Here is a 17,794-nt window from a genome sequence, read left to right as displayed (position 1 = left end):
AGATGCCAGACAATTCAGTCGTAGTTAACCTCAATCAATTCGAGCGAGCGCGCCGTGCGCAGGTCTCCGCCGAGACCTTGTCCGTCCTGCACGGCTGCCGCGACCTGCTGATCGAAGGGGCGACCCGTGTGCTGACCCGGCAGACCGAGGCCATGGAAAACACCCTGCTGGCAATGGCCGACCGTTCGCCTTTGCTGGACACGCGCAATACGTATTACGGCGCCCAGGGCATCCTCAACAAGCAGGCCAACGAATTACTGAGTGCCTGCAAGGACGCCTACTGCCAGAACTTCAGTGATTTTGCGCTCAATCGCGAGAAAACGACCGGCAGCGAATTACTCGAACTGTCCCTGGTGGACGACCAGGATTTCGAAATCACGCTGGCAGTCGACAAGGCCACCTCACGCCTGCGTTTCAACTGCGCCGAAGAACTGGTTGCCCTGGATGCTCGTATTGCCCATCTGCTGGGCCGCAGCGATCTGGCCGAGAACGACAACCCGCTCGGCCCGCGTGCGCTGTGCGAAGCGATGCTCGACGGCATCACCCGCATGCAGCTGGAACAGGATGTGCGAATCGTTCTGCTGAACCAGTTCGATCTGGTGCTCACCACCGAACTCGCCCACATCTACCAGGCCATCAACCGCCACCTGATCGACCGCGGCATCCTGCCTGACCTGAAAGTCGGCGCGAAGAACCGGGCACAAAGCTCGGGCCCCGCCCAGCATGGCGCACCCTCTGCCGGTACGGGCCCTGCCATGCAGGGACAAACCGGCGGCGACATGTTCAGGCTGTTCGAGCAGCTCGCGCATGGCGGCGCACCGGCCGCAGGCGCATATGCCGCCGGTACCGGTGCCGGCGGTGGCAGTGCGTCGGCCGGACTTGCCGGCTTCAGCCTGCTTGATTCGCTCAGCCAGCTTCAATCCGGCGCCCTCATGCTGCCCGGAGGCGGACGCTTCGAGCTGCCCCTACTGGAAGCCACCAATGTCAGCAACGTGCTGCGCAGCTTGCAGCAAAGCCCGGTCATGCAGGCAGCCAGCCCGCTCGATGCGGTGCTGGTGGACGCCGTGGCCATGCTGTTCGACGTGGTGTTCGACGAAGCTTCCATCCCCGATCGCCTCAAGGCCCAAATTGCGCGCCTGCAGATTCCGGTGCTGAAGGCTGCGATGCTGGACCGTAATTTCTTCTCGCAGTCGAATCATCCGGTGCGCCGCATGCTGGATGCGATCGCCACGCTTTCAGTGCACCTACCCGACAACGAGACGGGCAATACCCGTCTCGATGCCATCTCGCAAGTTGTCAGCCGGGTGCTGGACAGTTTCGAGCAGGACATTGCCGTATTCGAATCCGCTGCCATCGAGCTGGAGGCCATGGCCTCCACCCTGGAAGAAACGCTCGAGGAAACGGTGGACGTCAGCCTGCAACCGGATATCGCCCAGATCAAGCAAAGCGAACGCGCCGAACTCGCGCCGGTCATCGTGCATGATTTCATCAATCGCGCGCTCAAGGACCAACAGGCAGGCGATGCGGTGCGCGAATTCCTGCGCCGCGACTGGGCGCAGTTGCTCACTCAGGATTACATCAGCGAAGGCGAGCAGGGCGCGCATTTCAACAGTCATGTCGAGACCATGCGCGAACTGGTCTGGAGCGTGCAACCCAAGGCGGATATGGATGCACGCCTGATGCTGGTGCGCATTCTGCCCGGGCTGCTGAAGCGCCTGCGTGAAGGTACGGCAGAAATCGACCTGCCGCAGAAACTCTCCGATCGTTTCTTCGCCACCCTGGTCATCCTGCACGCCAACGCGGTACGGCCCAATGCCCAGCCAGTTCCGTTGCCCGACATCACGCCCGAAGAAATCGAAGCGCTCGCGCCTGCTGTACCGGAAGCCNCCNCGATCGTGGCAGCCGAAGCCGAGACGGCCACGCCTGAAGTGGAAGACGAATTCACCCAGCGCGCCCTCGCCCTGAACAAGGGCGACTGGGTGGAATTCCACTACGACGACGGCACGTTCCGCTGGGCCCGGTTGGGTTGGGTCAGCAGCATCAAGAACACCTACCTGTTCTCGGATCAGGATGGCATGAACAGCTTTTCCATCGGCCTGCATCGCCTGGCCGACAAGCTACGCCGCGGCGAAGCTGTGCTGGTCGAACGCAAGTCGATCACCGAATCGGCGTTCGGCAAGCTGATGAACCTGTTCCGCCAGAAACTCGGTCACGCCTGAGCCGGCGGATTGCCGTCGCTTGTGCACCGCGAGGCAGGGCTCTCGCGGGTTTTGTACATGAATCCATGCGCCATCCCTTCGCCACGGCTTGCACCCTAAACGGTGCTACCCTGCCGGGGTGAGAAAATCANTTGCGTCCCGCATCATCCACTGGCAGTTGCACCACGGCCGCCATACCCTGCCATGGCAGGGCACACGCGACCCCTACCGTATCTGGCTGTCGGAAATCATGCTGCAACAGACCCAGGTTGCCACGGTCATCCCCTATTTCGAGCGCTTTGTCGCCCATTTCCCCGATCTGCCGGCCCTGGCCGCCGCCCCGGAAGACGACGTGCTCGCGTTGTGGAGCGGGCTTGGCTACTACAGTCGCGCGCGCAATCTGCACGCGGCGGCACGCGCCGTCGTGACCCAACATGGCGGAATATTTCCGGCCCGGCCCGACGCCATCGCGCAACTGCCGGGCGTGGGGCGTTCGACCGCTGCGGCCATTGCAGCGCTGGCATTCAGCCAGCGCGGCGCCATTCTCGATGGCAACGTCAAGCGCGTCCTGGCACGCCATGGCGGTATCGCAGGCTGGCCCGGCGACAAGAAAGTCGAGTCGGCACTGTGGACGCGGGCCGAGTCGCTGCTGCCCGACACAGCCATCGAGGCCTACACCCAGGGCATGATGGATCTCGGTGCACTCGTCTGTACCCGCAGCCAGCCAGACTGTGCTGCCTGCCCGGTCAATGCCGACTGCGTCGCCCATGCGCAAGGCCGTGCCCACGAATTGCCAGCACCANCGCCCCAAAAAGCACTGCCGGAAAAGCAGGTGCAGATGCTGCTGCTGCTCGACCGCGGCGAACTCATGCTTGAAAAGCGCCCTTCACAGGGTATTTGGGGCGGTTTGTGGAGCCTGCCCGAACTGGCCCCCGACGTCGACGCCGCCGGCCACTGCCGCGAGCGCTTCGGCTTCACCGCGCTGGCCCAGCAGGCTCTCCCGCAGTTCACGCACAGCTTCACTCACTTCAAGCTGCACATCCAGCCGGTTCGGCTTCAGCTGGCACCACGCCCCGATACGCCACCCGGCCAAATCTGGCTCCCCCTGGCCGATGCACTCGATGCGGCGCTACCCGCCCCCGTACGTACGCTGGTCAGGCAACTCGACCACAAACGAATCCTCTGATTACTGCCCGTGCTGCATTTGCCATGCTATAAAGCGGCAACCTGATAAAACAAATTTTCGACGCCCAGTGGCTCAAGCGTATTTCTTTTCTGGCGGCTGGTGTTGCTGACATGTCTGTTCAGCCCGCTTACCGCATCAGCCGGAATCATCGTCAATCCCGACGTTGAAGGCCACAGCATCAGCATCACCTCCTTGCGCAACATTTACACCCTGCGCCAGACGTTGTGGCCCAACCACCAACCCATCGTGGTTTTCGTCCTACCGGATGACCATCCGGCACACGTGGCCTTCGCCAAGGAGAAACTCGGCCTTTACCCCTATCGTCTGCGCCAGACCTGGGACCGGATGAGCTTCAGCGGAATGGCCAGTGCGCCGATTCAGGTAAAGGACGAGAACGAAATGCGGGCACGCGTTCGAGCCACACCGGGCGCCATCGGTTATACAAGCAAGGATATGGTTTATGACGGCATCAAGACGCTTAGGCTGGAATAGCCTGCTGTTGGGCAGCCTGCTGGCAGTGTCGCCCGTCCGGGCTGACGAACTGGCCGGCCCTCGCTACCAGATCCAGGGGTTCGCCGCCCAGGGCCTGATCGGCAGCACCAACAACCGTTTCTTCGGCGACAGCCGGAACGGCGTCAGCACCGAATTCACCGAAGCCGGCCTCCATGGGACCTGGCAGGCGCTCGACGCGGTGCGGCTGTCCGGCCAGATCCTGTATCGGCGTGCAGGCGAAAGTGATCGGGATGGCCTGCGCGTGGATTATGCCCAGGCGGACTGGCAGTTTTACCAGACCGATGTCAGCCAGCTCGGGCTCAAGTTCGGCAAGGTCAAACTCCCCTACGGCCTGTATAACGAAACGCGCGACGTACCGTTCACGCGTTCCGGCATCCTGTTGCCGCAGTCGGTCTACGTCGACAACAGCCGCGATTTGCTGCTCGCCGCACCCGGGGCCTTCCTGCACGGTGCCAGCGTGCAGGCATACGGCGCGTTTGACTTCCTGCTGGGCTGGGTGCGTCCCAATTTCGACAGCCCCTCCGTCGATTACAGTTTTCTTGGCAACACGCGGCCAGGCAAGCTGGAAGGCAAGGGCGCACTCGGTGCCCGCCTGCGCTGGGATCTGCCGACCGATACCACGTTGATGCTGACCTATGCCAATGCCAGGGCCGAGTATGCGCCCGGCAGCAGCGACACGCTGGCGGCAGGCAAGGTGCAGTTCCGCAATATCCTTTTCACGGCCCAGCAACGCCTCGATACCGTCACATTGACGGCCGAGTATGGCGAGCCCCGCTTCGATACCGCAGGCTTCGGCCCGTTCCTGCCCAACAGCCACCGGGTCATCCAGGCAGGGTATCTCCAGGGCGAATGGCGTTTCCTCCCCGCCTGGGAACTGATGCTGCGCCATGACATCTTCTACCGGGACAAGCACGACAAAGACGGCCATCTGTTTGCTGCCGCCACCGGTCTGCCTGCCCACAGCATGTTTGCCCGCGACACGACGCTGGGGCTGCGCTGGGACACCACGCCCAACCTGATGCTGCGTGCGGAGTTCCACCATGTCGATGGGACCGGCTGGCTGCCGGGCCCGGACAACCCTGTCTTTCTCAGCCGCGAACAACGCTGGAACATGTGGCTCCTGCAGGCAGCCTATCGGTTCTAGGCCATGCGATTGCCCGCTTTTCTCAGCTTGAAATGGAAGCTGCTGTTGCCGCTCACGTTGGCCATGGCGATCGGCACGATGGCGCTTACCTGGATCAACGACGCCAACCTGCGCCGCGAAGTCCAGCAGACACGCCTCGATAGCGCAACCCGGAACGAGGCGCTGCTGCGCTTCCTGATCCAACAAAACGAACGCCAGCTGGTGGATGCCGGATCGGCACTGGCCGATTTTCTGGTGGCCAGTCATGGCGGCCCGCCCGATCTGGATGCCGGCTTCGCCCTGCAGCCTTACTGGGAGCAGCTCAGCCTCAACCAGGGATTCGAAAGCCTGCGCCTGTACGATGCCGGTCAACGGTTGCTGACCGGTTTCGGCAGCATGCCGGCGCCCGACGCATTGATCGCGTCCCGGCTCGGGGAGGTGCTCTCGAACGAACATCCTGCCAGCGGCCTGTACTGTGCCGAACGCTGCTTGTTCTACGGTATGGCGCCGGTGCTGCGCCAGGGCCGTACCGCTGGCGTGGTGGTAGTCTCGATGGACCTATCCAATCTGCTGAGCACGTTTGGCCAAAGCAGCGGGCACGACCTGGCGGTCGCAGTCGACCGCCAACAGAAAACCGCGCTGATCGCCGCCACCACCCCGGACATCGGGGCAATGGTGGGCCAGGCGGATTTCATTCCCTATCCCCAACGGCCGCAGCTCGAATCGGCGCTGACTCACAGTAAAGGCAAGGCCTATGTGTGGCAAAAGCTGAAGCCGCTTGCGAGCACGCCCGATACCCCGTATTTCATCGCGCGCAAGGACGTAACCGATGCCGAGCGCGCCATCAGTCAATCCTTCCTGACCAATCTGGTCACAGGGCTGACTGTTTTCATCCTCGCCGAAGGTGTGCTGCTGGTTTCGCTCGCCTGGCTGATGCGGCGGATGAACCGGGTCAGCACCGGCCTGCCATTGCTGGGCGACGGCCGCTGGCGCGACGCCCGCCAGCATCTGCAGTTCCGCGACAGCGCACCGGGCGACGAACTTTCCACCCTGGAAAAAGCGGCACTCACGCTCGCCAGCCAGCTCGAATCGCTCGACACGGCCGCACGCAACCAACAGAACGATCTCGCCAGGCTGGTCGACACCCTGTCGCACGAACGCGACTTCATCTCCGGCCTGCTGGACACGGCGCAGGCGCTGATCCTGACCCAGGATCGCCAGGGCGTGATCCGCATGGCCAACTATTATGTGGAAACCCTGACCGGCCTCACCGAGCAGCAGCTGATCGGGCAGGATTACTTCAAGCAGATGATCGCGCCACAGGAAAGCCGCGACTGGCGTTCGCGTCTCCTCGTCCATTTCCTCAACGACNCCGCGCCGCTGCGATTCGAGGCGCTGCTCGCCACCCCCGACGGCCTGCGCAATATCACCTGGGTGCATTCGCTGATCGGCNCCAAAGGCGACAGCGAACCCCTGATCCTTTCGGTGGGACTGGACCTGACCGAACTCAAGAGCGCGCAGGCGCGTGCCAGCTATCTGTCCGACTACGACACGCTGACCGGGCTCTACAACCGTCAGGGCTTCCAGCGGCGGCTGGCTCACGCCCTGACCGAACTGAAAAGCGGCGCCCTCCTGCTGATCGACCTGGATGATTTCAAGGCGATCAACGATCTGGCCGGCCACAGCGCCGGCGATGCCGTGATCCAGAACATGGCCGAACGCCTGCGCGAACTCCAGCCGGCACCCAAGCTGGCTGCACGGCTGGGCGGCGACGAGTTTGCCCTGTATTTCGAACCCTTGCCGGACGCCCAGTTGCTGCAGACTGCGCGTTTTCTGTGCAAGGGCGACCGCGACCAGCACATCGCCACCGCCTGCGTCGGCATCGCCGTAGTCCAGTCCGACTGCACCACGGAAAGCCTGCTGGGCCATGCCGATCTGGCGCTATCCCAGGCGCGTGCCAAAGGCCGTTCCAACTGGCATCTCTACAACCCTGGGGACGGCACCCGCGAAAGCCTGCTGGACCGCACGTCGCAGCTTGCATTGATCACCGACGCGCTGCACGACAACCGGCTGGCGTTATTCCTCCAGCCCATCATGTCGATTCAGGCCGGACGGGCCGTGCACTATGAGGCGCTGCTGCGGGTCCGGGCGCCGGACGGGCAGATTCTGCCGCCCGCGCCGCTGATCGCTGCAGCCGAAGCCTCGGGGCTGATCCGGGAGATCGATCAGTGGGTGTTGCAGCATGCCATCTCTCTGATCGCAAGCCAGCCTGGTCTGCACCTCGCGGTCAACCTGTCCGCCCGCAGCCTCGACAACCCCGAGTTGCCTGCCCTGTTGCAAGCCATGCTGGAGCAGCATGGCGTCCAGCCGCATCAGCTGATCCTGGAAATCACCGAAACAGCGACCCTCAACCAGATGACGCATGCCGAGATCCTGCTCACCGGAATTCGCACGCTCGGCTGCAAGCTGGCGCTGGATGATTTCGGCGTGGGTTTTTCCACCTTCCAGTACCTGAAACATCTGCCGGTGGATTTCGTCAAAATCGACGGCTCATTCATTCGTACGCTGGATCACAGCGAGGATGATCGCCTGTTCGTAAGAGCCCTGGTCGAGGCCATACACGGCTATGGCAAGCTGGCGATTGCGGAATACGTCGAGACCGAGGCCATTCTTCGGTGGGTGACGGAACTTGGCGTGGACTATGCCCAGGGCTATCACTTCGGCCGGCCGCAGCCGGCCGAATCGGTACTTCCGCTCAAGCCTGGCTGATTGCGGACAGGGTGCTATACCTAACATTCTCACGCGCCACACCAGGAGGTTGCCATGAATACACGGCTCGATTCATCCAGCACCGCCGTCTTCGATCTCGACGGTTTCCTGATCGACCCCGCCATGTGGAATGAAAGCCTGGCCGACCGCATCGCCCAAACCGACGGCATCGGCCCCCTCAGCGAGGCGCAGTTTGCCCTGCTGCAGGCCTTGCGGAGCGAGTTCTCCAAGTTCAACACCGTCACCGCGCTCAGCCATGTCTGCCACCTCATTGGGCAAGAAGCCGACTGCATGCAACACCTGTTCCCCAATCCGCGCGAGGCCTGGCGCCTGGCAGGGCTTCCCAATCCGGGCGAGGAAGCCAAAACCTATCTTTGACGCTGCCTGGCCAGGCAGCCCGGCCGGCAACATCCGCTGCGTGCCGGGTGCTTCTCCCCGCCCGGAATCCGGTAAGATTGGCGTTTTCCATTCGTTAGAGAATTTTCACCATGTCCATGGCCGACCGCGACGGCGTCATCTGGTACGACGGCAAGCTCGTCCCCTGGCGCGACGCCACCACCCACGTCCTGACCCACACCCTGCACTACGGCATGGGTGTCTTCGAGGGCGTGCGCGCCTACAAGGCCGAACAGGGCACGGCGATCTTCCGCCTGCAGGAGCACACCGACCGCCTGTTCCGCTCGGCCCATATCCTCGGCATGAAGCTGCCGTTCGACAAGGCCACGATCTCCGAGGCACAGCGGACGGTAGTGCGCGAGAACAAGCTCGAATCCGGCTATCTACGCCCGATGGCGTTTTTCGGCGCCGAAGCGATGGGCATCTCGGCCAAAAACCTGTCGGTGCACGTCATCGTCGCCGCCTGGCCCTGGGGTGCGTACATGGGCGACGAGGCGATCACCAACGGCATCCGCGTGAAGACCAGCTCGTTCTCGCGCCACCACGTCAACATCACGATGTGCAAGGCGAAGGCCAACGGCAACTACATGAACTCGATCCTCGCCCACAAGGAAGCCGAGATGGACGGCTACCAGGAAGCCCTGCTGCTGGACGTCGACGGTTTCGTCGCCGAAGGCTCCGGGNAGAACTTCTTCATGGTCCGCAACGGCAAGCTCTACACGCCCGACCTCACCGCCGCGCTGGAAGGCATCACGCGTGACACCATCGTGCAGCTCGCCGGCGAGATCGGTCTGCAGGTGGTCGAAAAACGCATTACGCGCGACGAGGTCTACTGCGCCGACGAGGCCTTCTTCACCGGTACCGCCGCCGAGGTCACACCAATCCGCGAACTCGACAACCGCACCATCGGCGAAGGTACACGCGGCCCCATCACCGCCAGGCTACAGGCAATGTATTTCGACTGCGTGCATGGCCGTGCCGCAGCCCACACCGACTGGCTCAGCCCGGTCTGAAGCGGGCGCGACATGAGCGAGCGGCACGACAATACCCAGCGCGTCATCGAAATCACCGAAAGCGACCTGCCACTGCATTGCCCGATGCCTCAGCAGAGCGACTGGAGTGCCCACCCGCGCGTCTATCTGCCTATCGAGGCGCGTGGCGATGCGCTGTGCCCCTATTGCGGCACGCTCTATCGCCTGAAAGGCAAGCCCAGCGGCAGCCATCACTAGGCCTGTCGTCCCCGGCCCGGGGCGGCAGGTCCTGATTCGAGGACCATGTCAGAATCCACGTTTCCCACTCCCGAAGCCGCCGAAGCCGCGTTCTACGCGGCTTTCGAGACCCGCTCGCTTGACGCCATGATGGCGGTCTGGGCCAGCGACGACAGCATCGCCTGCATCCATCCCTTGGCCGCGCCGCTGAATGGGCGTGCCGCCGTAGCGGCCGGCTGGCGCAGCATGTTCGAGGCCGCGGGTCAGTTCAGTGTGCGGGTGGAAATCGCCCACCAGCTACGCGAAACCTCGCAGGTCGTCCGTATCGTTCGCGAATACCTCGTCATTGGTCAGGAGACGGAACCGCGCCCGCCCATACTCGCGACCAATGTCTACCGCAAGGAAGCCGACGGCGGCTGGCGCATGGTGCTGCACCACGCCTCGCCGCTCCAGGTGGGCGGCACGCCGCCCTCGCGCACGCCGCCCGTGGTCTTACATTAAGAAGGATCGGCAGCGATTTGGCTCCATCCCGCGCCATGTCTTTTCGGAAAACATGGCTTATCGCGCCCCTGTCTGGCTGCCCGGCGGCCACCTGCAAACGATATACAGCAGCCTGTTCATCCACGCTCCGCCCGTAGCCTACCGGCGTGAGCGACTGGAACTGCCGGACGGCGACTTTCTCGATTTCGACTGGGCGGACGGCCAGACCGGTGCCCCCGTCGTGGTACTGTTCCACGGCCTGGAAGGCAGCGCCGACAGCCACTATGCGCGCGACCTCATGGCCCATGCTCGAACACACGGCTGGCATGGCGTGGTGGCGCATTTCCGTGGCTGCTCGGGCGAGGACAACCGCCTGCCGCGCGCTTATTTTGCCGGCGACAGTGAGGATATCGAACGCATGCTGCGTCATGTCAAATCCTTGCACATCCGTGCCCCGGTTTACGCCGTTGGCGTCTCGCTTGGCGGCAACGCGCTGCTGAAATGGCTGGGCGAACAGGGCGAAGCGGCACGTACGCTGGTCGAACGTGCCGCCGGCGTGTCTGCACCACTCGATCTCACCGCAGCCGGCCACACGCTCGATCGCGGTTTCAATCGCCGCGTCTATACCGCGCGTTTCCTCGTCACCCTGAAGCAGAAGGCGCTGCGCAAGGCCGTAGGCTTTCCCGGCGTCCTGGATGCGAAAGCGATTGCGGCCGCCACCACCTTCCGCGAATTCGACACGCTGGTCACGGCCCGGCTGCATGGCTTTCGCGATGCCGACGACTACTGGCTGAAGGTCTCCGCCAAACCCCTGTTGCACGCCATCGCCGTTCCCACGCTTGTCATCAACGCGCGAAACGATCCGTTCCTGCCCGTGTGGGCATTGCCGACGCCGGACGAGGTCTCGCCTGCCGTCACGCTCGAACAACCTGCCACCGGCGGGCATGTCGCCTTCCCTTCCGGTCCGTTTCCGGGCAACCTCGACTGGCTGCCACGCCGATTGATGCAGCATTTCGACACACAGCCCGGGTAGAATCGATCCATCTGAAAACAGGGAGCGTGTTGTGGAATACCCCAAGGAAATCTTCAAAGCCTATGACATCCGCGGCATCGTCGGCACGACTTTCACGCCGGAAATCGTCGAGGCCATCGGCCACGCCATCGGTTCCGAAGCAGCCGCACGCAGCCAGGCCGAAATCTGCATCGGCCGCGACGGCCGCCTGTCCGGCCCCGATCTCGCCGCAGCGCTTGGGCGCGGCATCCGCAAGGCCGGCGTCGGCGTCGTCGACCTCGGCATGGTCGCCACGCCGATGACCTATTTCGCTGCCTATCAACTTGGAACGAACAGCGCAGTGATGGTCACCGGCAGCCACAACCCGCCCGACTATAACGGCCTGAAAATGGTGCTCGGTGGCGAGACGTTATCGGGCGAGGCCATCCAGAAGCTGCGCGAGCGGCTGGTGAACAACGATCTCGCACACGGCGACGGCGGCTACCGCCAGCACGACATCGCCGGCGAATATCTCGCGCGCATCGTGTCGGATGTAAAACTCGCGCGGCCGATGAAGATCATCGTCGACTGCGGCAACGGCGTACCCGGCGCCTTCGCGCCCAAGCTCTATCGCGACATGGGCTGCCAGGTGGAGGAACTGTTCTGCGAGGTCGACGGCAACTTTCCCAACCATCATCCCGATCCCTCGCAGCCCAAGAACCTGCAGGACCTGATCGCCGCGCTGAAAACCAGCGACGCCGAAATCGGTCTCGCCTTCGATGGCGACGGCGACCGCCTCGGCGTGGTCACCAAGGACGGCAGCATCATCTTCCCCGACCGCCAGTTGATGCTGTTCGCCGACGATGTGCTCAGCCGCAACCCGGGTGCCGAGATCATTTTCGACGTGAAATCCACCCGCAATCTGTTCGGCTGGATCCGCGAACGTGGCGGCCGCNCCCTCTTGTGGAAGACCGGCCACAGCTTCATCAAGGCGAAGATGAAGGAAACCGGCGCGCTGCTGGCCGGCGAAATGTCCGGCCACGTATTCTTCAAGGAGCGCTGGTTCGGCTTCGACGACGGGCTCTATGCCGGTGCGCGTCTGCTCGAATACCTGAGCAAGCAGCCCGACATCAATGCCACTCTGCACAGTCTGCCCGACACGGTGAACACGCCCGAACTCAATATCAAGATGGCCGAAGGCGAGCATTACACGCTGATGGATACGCTGCAGAAAACCGCGCGCTTCCCCGATGCCAAGGAAATCATCACGCTCGACGGTCTGCGCGTCGAGTACGCCGACGGCTTCGGCCTCGCGCGCCCGTCGAACACCACGCCGGTGATCGTGCTGCGTTTCGAGGCCGACAATGCTGCCGCGCTGGAANAAATCCAGGCCGACTTCCGCCGCGTGATCCATCAATCCGCGCCCAACCTCATACTGCCGTTTTGAGCGCACGACCTGATCCGTCCAGGCGATCCGCCGCGCAGCTTGCATGTCATCGGCGGCAAGCACCTGGGTGGCGCGGAACGTTTCTTCATCCGGCTGGTGAACGCGCTGGCGCGCCATGGCCAGCCCGTTGCCGCGGTCACCGTGGCCGGCGGCGAAATCGCACGTGCCATCGACCCGGCGGTGCGCCATTATCACGCGCCGATGCTGGGGTGTGGGATGTGTACTCGCGCTGGAAGATCAACCGCGCCATCACGGAGTTCCAGCCCGACGTGGTGCAGACTTATATGGGACGTGCCACGCGCATCGTGCATCTGCCTGCCAACCGGCCACCGGTGCACCTGGCCAGGCTGGGCGGTTTCTACAACCTCAAGGGCTATCGCCATGCCCACGCCTGGGTCGGCAACACGCACGGCATTCACGACTACTTGACTGCGCATAGCCTGCCTGCCGACCACGTGCATTGCATCGGCAATTTCGTCGACACACCGGAACGCCTGTCGATCGCCGCGCTTGATGCGCTGCGTCACCAGCTCGGCCTCGATGGCTGCCGCATCCTGCTCGGCCTCGGCCGGTTGCATCCCAACAAGGGCTGGAGCGATCTGCTGCATGCCTTCGCCAGACTGCCGGCCGAGGCCGATGACGGCAGGCCGCTGCATCTGCTGATGGTGGGCGACGGACCCTTGCGCAAGGAACTGGAAGCCTTGTCGGGGCAACTCGAAATCGCTGCGCGCGTCCACTGGATCGGCTGGAAGAACGACCCGGCGCCGTATTACCAGCTGGCCGATGTATTCGTCTGCGCGTCGGTGCACGAACCGCTCGGCAACGTCATCCTGGAGGCCTGGGCGAACCATGCCCTGATCGTCGCCACGCGCGCGCAAGGCCCGCTGGAACTGATGCAGGATGGCGTCAACGGCTTGCTGGCCCCGCTGGCCGATGCGGCAGGACTGGCTGACGTATTGCGCGTCGCACTGGCGCTCGATGCCGATCACAAGGCCCGACTGATCGAGGCGGGTCATGCCGAAGTGACGCGCCATTATTCCGAAGCGGCGATCCTGTCGGACTACACCGCGCTCTATGCAAGCCTGATGGATCAGTCGACCGGGAGCGGTGCCGGCCGGTGCAGCAGATAGCCCTGCACGAAATCCACCCCCATCTTTTTCAAACTGGCCAGTTCGGCTTCGGTCTCGACCTGCTCGGCAATGGTCTGCTTGCCCAGCTCATGCCCCAGCGTATGCATGGCCTTGACGATGGCAAGCTTTTCGCGATCGTGGTCCATGCCGCGCACGAAATCCCCATCGATCTTGAGATAGGCCACCGGCAGGCGCTTCAAGTAGCCGAACGACGACTGCCCCTTGCCGAAGTCGTCCAGCGCGAACTGGATGCCGCGCGACTTCAGCGCCAGGATCAGCTTCTCGCATGAATCGAGGCTGTCGATGGCGGCGGTTTCGGTCACCTCGAAACTGATCCGCGCAGGGTCGAAGTGGTACTGGCCGATTTCGTCGAGTATGAATTCGGCCGTACCCGGATCGCTGAGGCTGCGCCCTGACAGGTTGATCGCATAACTGGCCTCGTCTTCGGGATGCGTATCGAGATAGGCGAAGAAATTACGGATCACCCAGCGATCAAAGCTGGGCGCCAGCCCATACCGTTCGGCTGCTGGCAGGAATTCGCCCGGCGAGATGATCGTACCGTCCTCCCCGCGCAGGCGCAGCAGGATTTCATAATGCTGCGTCTCGACGTCCGACGACAGGGCGACCTTCTGCTGGCGATAGAGGACGAACCGGTGCGCCTCGAATGCCTTGGTGATGGCGCCTACCCACTGCATCTCGTCGTTGATCTTCTGCAGGGCAGGGTGGGTTTTCTCATAGACCTGGATCGCATTGCCGCCCAGCGACTTGGCGTGATAGCAGGCCGTGTCGGCCTGCGCCAGGATCTCGCCGATGTCGACCATGCCGCCATGCAACTCGGTCACGCCGAAGCTCACCCCGAGGCGGAACACTTTGTCGTCCCATTCGAAACGGAAACGGCCGATCTCGTCGCGCAACCCCTGTATGTGATCCATCGCTGCGGGCAATGCGGTGTCGACGAACAGCAGGCCGAATTCATCGCCTCCCAGCCGCGCCAGATAATGATTCTTGCCTTCCGCACGCTGTGCCATGATGGCCGTCAGGCGTTGCAGCAAGGCGTCGCCCGCACGGTGTCCGCAGGTGTCGTTGACCAGCTTGAATCGATCCAGGTCGATGTAGCAGAAAATGCCATGCCGCGCCTCCTGCTGCACACTCTGCAAGGCCTCCGTCAGCTTGTCTTCCATCATGCGGCGATTCCACAGACCGGTGAGCGGGTCGCGTTCGGCCTGCCAGGCAAGCCGCTGCATCAGACTGCGACGTTCACTCTCGTCCTGGAACACCAGCACGCCACCCTGCACCTTGCCGTCGCTGGAACGGATCGGCGCGGCAGTATCGCTGATCGCAATCCTTGCGCCATCCTGGCGGCGAATGACCGTATGGTTGCCCAACCCGACCACCCTATTGCGCCGCAGCGCCTGTTCGAGCGGATTCGCCACGGGTGCGCCACTCTGTTCATTTGCCAGCGGCAGCACCTCGGATACCTGCCGTCCCCGTGCATCGATACTGCTGAAACCGGTCAGCTCTTCCGCCCTGGGGTTGAGGAATTCGATCCGCCCTTCCGCATCGGTGACGACCACGGCATCCGCAATGGATTCGATCGTCACGCGCAGGCGTTCCTTCTCGACCAGCAGGTCGTTATGCTCGCGTCCCAGCGCAGCGATCAGCCGGCTGACATGATCGGCCATGCGATTGAACATCAACTGGGTATCGCGCACCTCGGGCGGCGAACCGTATACCAGGCTGGCGCGCGCGTTGAAATCGCCGGACTCGATCGCCCGTGCCGCCGTACGCAGGGCATACAGGCCGCGCAGGTTGACCTGAAGCATCCAGCGCAGCAGCAACATGACGCCGACCAGACTGCCGACTGCCAGCACGGTGAAGCGCACCGCCAGGACCCACAAGCCCTGAATGGTCGGCGCGCCATCCAGGGCAACCGAAACCGTACCGTAGGATGCGCCGCCGACGACGAGCTCGGATTGCGCGCGAGGCGCACGGATATCCACCAGCGTGGCGAACCAGGCCGGATAAGGGTGCAGCTCGGACGGCGTGCCCGCCTCGAACGCGACCTGGCGGGCGGCGAAGCGCACATTCAGGGCATGGAAACGGTCCACTCGCGCATGGATCGCCTGCTCGATCGCAGGGTAATCGCGCAACAAGGCCTGATCCTGGATCGCCATCATGATCGCGCCCAGTTCGCGCTCCGCACCTGCCTCGAGATGCTGCCGGGCACGCTCGGTCAGCGGCAGGCCCAGCACCGCCAACGCCACCAGATACATGACGAGCACCAACACAAACACCGTGCCCAGGATGCGCGCATGCAGGCTGTCATGCGTGTTGTGCACCGACTGCGGTTCACTCATTCAGCGGTACCCGCGTATGCTGGAAGAACGCACGGTAGTCGGCATAATCACGATCGTCCGCCGCGACGAATCCCCGCACATGGGACAGCCCGAGCGACTGGGCCGACTGTTGCAGCGCGCGCAGTCCCGCCGGGTCGTCCGCCATGTTGATGAAAGCCTGCCTGACCTTTTCGCCGTCCGCCGTGCTGATCCGCGGCGACGCCATCACGGCAAGGTCGAAATAGGGTTTCGATTCGGCCAGCACCCGATATTTCAACTGGCGACGCCGGGCGAAATCCGCCATGACCTGGTCGCTGACCCCGGCGGCCGCGACCTGGCCCGATTCCAGCTGCCCCATTGCCGCTTCCTGATTGCCGGAAAACAGCGGCGCGACATTGATCTCCGCACGCAGCAGCGCGTCCATAGGCAGGTAGTAGCCGGTGAAGCCATAAGGATTGGCAAACGCCACCGGCTTGCCGGCCAGTTCGTGCAGCGTTGCGACCGGCGAGTTGTCGAGCACGACCACCTGCCCACGGATACCCTGCGTGTCCTGCCGGGCCAGCACACGCCAACCAAGCTTGTGCCGCTTCGGCGTGAACAAGTGGTTGGTATAAGCAAAATCCAGCTTCCCGCGACCACGCGGTCGGTGGTTTCATTCGCGGTGCGCCCGATGTGCAGTTCCAGCGGTACCCCGAGCGGGCCGACACGTAGGTCAGGATGGGGTTCCAGTACGCCGCGGTCGCCTGCAGGCTCCGGTGATTGAGCACGCCGAACGCATACGGTGCGGGCGGCGCAGCCTGGCATGCCGTGCCCAGCAGCAAGGCCAGGCACATCCCTGTTCTCCTCATGTTGTCTCCCATGATTTATTATTCGAACGGCAATTGTTATTGTGTGGCGAGCGCAGCTTCGAGCCGGGCAATAACAAAACGGGGCGAGATGCATGGCCCCCACAATGACGGACAAAGCCTGCCGATCTTGAATCCGCGTGCCAACCACATGGACACGCCCTAGAATCACGACTGTCCCCCACTGCTGGAGTTCACCATCAACTGCCTCCTCTTCGCCGATTCCAAAGCCCAGCCCATCGCATTCGACGACATCAGCGACCATGTCGGACAGCTGGACCGATTCATCTGGGTCGAACTGAAATCGCCGGACAGCCAGACCATCACCCGCCTGGGCCAGGAACTCGGCCTGCATGCGCTGGCGCTGGAAGATGCGATTTCCACGCACCAGCGCCCCAAGCTGGAAGAGTACGACGGGCATATATTCATCGCGGTGCGCACGGCCCAGCTATGGGAAGCGCGTCTGGAACTCGGCGAAACGCATGTGTTCGTGGGCAGGAATTATGTCGTTGCCATCCGCCACGACAGCGGCGGCGGCTACCAGCGCGTGAGCGACCGGCTGCAGCGTCTTCCCAATGGTCTCAGGGCGTCCACGCCTTACGCGCTGTATCTGGTGCTCGACCTCATCGTCGACCAGTTCAGGCCGGTCATCGAGGGCATGCAGGAACGCTTCCATTCGCTGGAAAGCCAGTTGATGGGCGGCGTCGAGTCGGGGCGCGACATGCTGGAGCAGCTCTACGAGATGAAGCGCGACCTGACCGCGCTGCGCGACGCCACCGAGCCGATGCAGGAAATCTCGCTGAACCTCGTCCGCCTGCATCCGGAGCTGTCCACCAAGGAACTCAAGGCCTACTACCGCGACATCCACGACCATTCGGTGCGGGTGTCGGCGGCCATCGACCGCCTGCGCGCCTCGACGTCCGACGCCATGCAGTTCCATCTCGCCTCGTTGTCAGTGAAGCAGAACGAATCGGTGCAGAAACTGGCCGGTTGGGGCGCGCTGCTCGCCTTGCCCACGGTGGTGTTCAGTCTCTATGGCATGAACTTCGTCAACATGCCCGAGCTGAAATGGCCGTGGGCCTACCCGGCGCTGCTGGCGCTGACCGGCACGGCGGTCCTGGTGCTGTATCGACGACTCAAGCGACGCGGCTGGATCTAGGGCACCACACCGG

At 63.3% G+C, this 17,794-nt stretch carries 15 protein-coding genes; 13 read left to right on the top strand and 2 right to left on the bottom strand.

The window, feature by feature from the left end:
• The first annotated feature begins 2 nt into the window (after window positions 1–2).
• From HZY77_RS15665 to HZY77_RS15610, 12 genes are all read left to right on the top strand, one after another.
• Entirely contained in the window at window positions 3–2,219 is a 2,217-nt protein-coding gene (locus HZY77_RS15665) for a DUF1631 domain-containing protein (protein ID WP_296816782.1), read from the top strand.
• A gap of 118 nt (window positions 2,220–2,337) precedes the next feature.
• A complete protein-coding gene (mutY, locus tag HZY77_RS15660; protein ID WP_296816780.1) occupies window positions 2,338–3,384 on the top strand; it encodes an A/G-specific adenine glycosylase in 1,047 nt (348 codons plus the stop codon).
• A gap of 99 nt (window positions 3,385–3,483) precedes the next feature.
• A complete protein-coding gene (locus HZY77_RS15655) occupies window positions 3,484–3,876 on the top strand; it encodes a hypothetical protein (RefSeq protein ID WP_296816777.1) in 393 nt (130 codons plus the stop codon).
• Window positions 3,845–5,041, top strand: a complete 1,197-nt coding sequence (locus tag HZY77_RS15650; RefSeq protein ID WP_296816774.1) for a hypothetical protein — start codon at window positions 3,845–3,847, stop codon at window positions 5,039–5,041. The genes HZY77_RS15655 and HZY77_RS15650 overlap by 32 nt, the downstream gene beginning before the upstream one ends.
• A gap of 3 nt (window positions 5,042–5,044) precedes the next feature.
• Window positions 5,045–7,789, top strand: coding sequence for an EAL domain-containing protein (locus HZY77_RS15645; protein WP_296816772.1), 2,745 nt, complete (start codon window positions 5,045–5,047; stop codon window positions 7,787–7,789).
• Window positions 7,790–7,843: 54 nt separating this feature from the next.
• Complete coding sequence (locus HZY77_RS15640; RefSeq protein WP_296816769.1) at window positions 7,844–8,167, top strand: TusE/DsrC/DsvC family sulfur relay protein; 324 nt, start codon at window positions 7,844–7,846, stop codon at window positions 8,165–8,167.
• Window positions 8,168–8,277: 110 nt separating this feature from the next.
• Window positions 8,278–9,198, top strand: a complete 921-nt coding sequence (locus tag HZY77_RS15635; protein ID WP_296816766.1) for a branched-chain amino acid transaminase — start codon at window positions 8,278–8,280, stop codon at window positions 9,196–9,198.
• A 12-nt stretch (window positions 9,199–9,210) separates the two neighbouring features.
• Window positions 9,211–9,414, top strand: coding sequence for a zinc-finger domain-containing protein (locus HZY77_RS15630; protein WP_018506805.1), 204 nt, complete (start codon window positions 9,211–9,213; stop codon window positions 9,412–9,414).
• 45 nt (window positions 9,415–9,459) lie between these two features.
• A complete protein-coding gene (locus HZY77_RS15625; RefSeq protein ID WP_296816763.1) occupies window positions 9,460–9,894 on the top strand; it encodes a nuclear transport factor 2 family protein in 435 nt (144 codons plus the stop codon).
• A 52-nt stretch (window positions 9,895–9,946) separates the two neighbouring features.
• The gene (locus HZY77_RS15620; protein ID WP_296816761.1) at window positions 9,947–10,906 is read left to right on the top strand and encodes an alpha/beta fold hydrolase; all 960 of its coding nucleotides are present in this window, start codon (window positions 9,947–9,949) and stop codon (window positions 10,904–10,906) included.
• 31 nt (window positions 10,907–10,937) lie between these two features.
• On the top strand, window positions 10,938–12,311 hold the full coding sequence (locus HZY77_RS15615) for a phosphomannomutase/phosphoglucomutase (RefSeq protein ID WP_296816759.1): 1,374 nt from the start codon (window positions 10,938–10,940) through the stop codon (window positions 12,309–12,311).
• A 209-nt stretch (window positions 12,312–12,520) separates the two neighbouring features.
• Window positions 12,521–13,441, top strand: a complete 921-nt coding sequence (locus HZY77_RS15610) for a glycosyltransferase (RefSeq protein WP_296816756.1) — start codon at window positions 12,521–12,523, stop codon at window positions 13,439–13,441.
• Here the strand turns inward: HZY77_RS15610 and HZY77_RS15605 are convergent.
• A complete protein-coding gene (locus HZY77_RS15605; RefSeq protein WP_296816752.1) occupies window positions 13,402–15,798 on the bottom strand; it encodes an EAL domain-containing protein in 2,397 nt (798 codons plus the stop codon). The genes HZY77_RS15610 and HZY77_RS15605 overlap by 40 nt on opposite strands.
• Window positions 15,791–16,378 (bottom strand): PhnD/SsuA/transferrin family substrate-binding protein, encoded by a 588-nt coding sequence (locus tag HZY77_RS15600; RefSeq protein ID WP_296816749.1) that lies wholly within the window; start codon window positions 16,376–16,378, stop codon window positions 15,791–15,793. The genes HZY77_RS15605 and HZY77_RS15600 overlap by 8 nt, the downstream gene beginning before the upstream one ends.
• Before the next feature lie 428 nt (window positions 16,379–16,806).
• Here HZY77_RS15600 and HZY77_RS15595 point away from each other — a divergent pair, with 428 nt between their 5' ends.
• Window positions 16,807–17,781: a magnesium and cobalt transport protein CorA gene (locus HZY77_RS15595; protein WP_363154656.1), complete on the top strand. Its 975-nt coding sequence runs from the start codon at window positions 16,807–16,809 to the stop codon at window positions 17,779–17,781.
• Window positions 17,782–17,794: the final 13 nt, after the last annotated feature.

The sequence above is a fragment of the Thiobacillus sp. genome (genome assembly GCF_013693775.1).
Taxonomy (GTDB): domain Bacteria; phylum Pseudomonadota; class Gammaproteobacteria; order Burkholderiales; family Thiobacillaceae; genus Thiobacillus.
The sequence above is the reverse complement of the archived record's forward strand: the minus strand, read 5'-3'. Positions and strand labels throughout refer to the sequence as shown.

Bases quoted from the DNA above. Each gene is read 5' to 3' on its own strand.
- HZY77_RS15620 (WP_296816761.1), top strand. From the start codon at position 9,947: ATGGCTTATCGCGCCCCTGTCTGGCTGCCCGGCGGCCACCTGCAAACG.
- HZY77_RS15605 (WP_296816752.1), bottom strand. From the start codon at position 15,798: ATGAGTGAACCGCAGTCGGTGCACAACACGCATGACAGCCTGCATGCG.
- HZY77_RS15640 (WP_296816769.1), top strand. From the start codon at position 7,844: ATGAATACACGGCTCGATTCATCCAGCACCGCCGTCTTCGATCTCGAC.
- HZY77_RS15625 (WP_296816763.1), top strand. From the start codon at position 9,460: ATGTCAGAATCCACGTTTCCCACTCCCGAAGCCGCCGAAGCCGCGTTC.
- HZY77_RS15650 (WP_296816774.1), top strand. From the start codon at position 3,845: ATGACGGCATCAAGACGCTTAGGCTGGAATAGCCTGCTGTTGGGCAGC.
- HZY77_RS15630 (WP_018506805.1), top strand. From the start codon at position 9,211: ATGAGCGAGCGGCACGACAATACCCAGCGCGTCATCGAAATCACCGAA.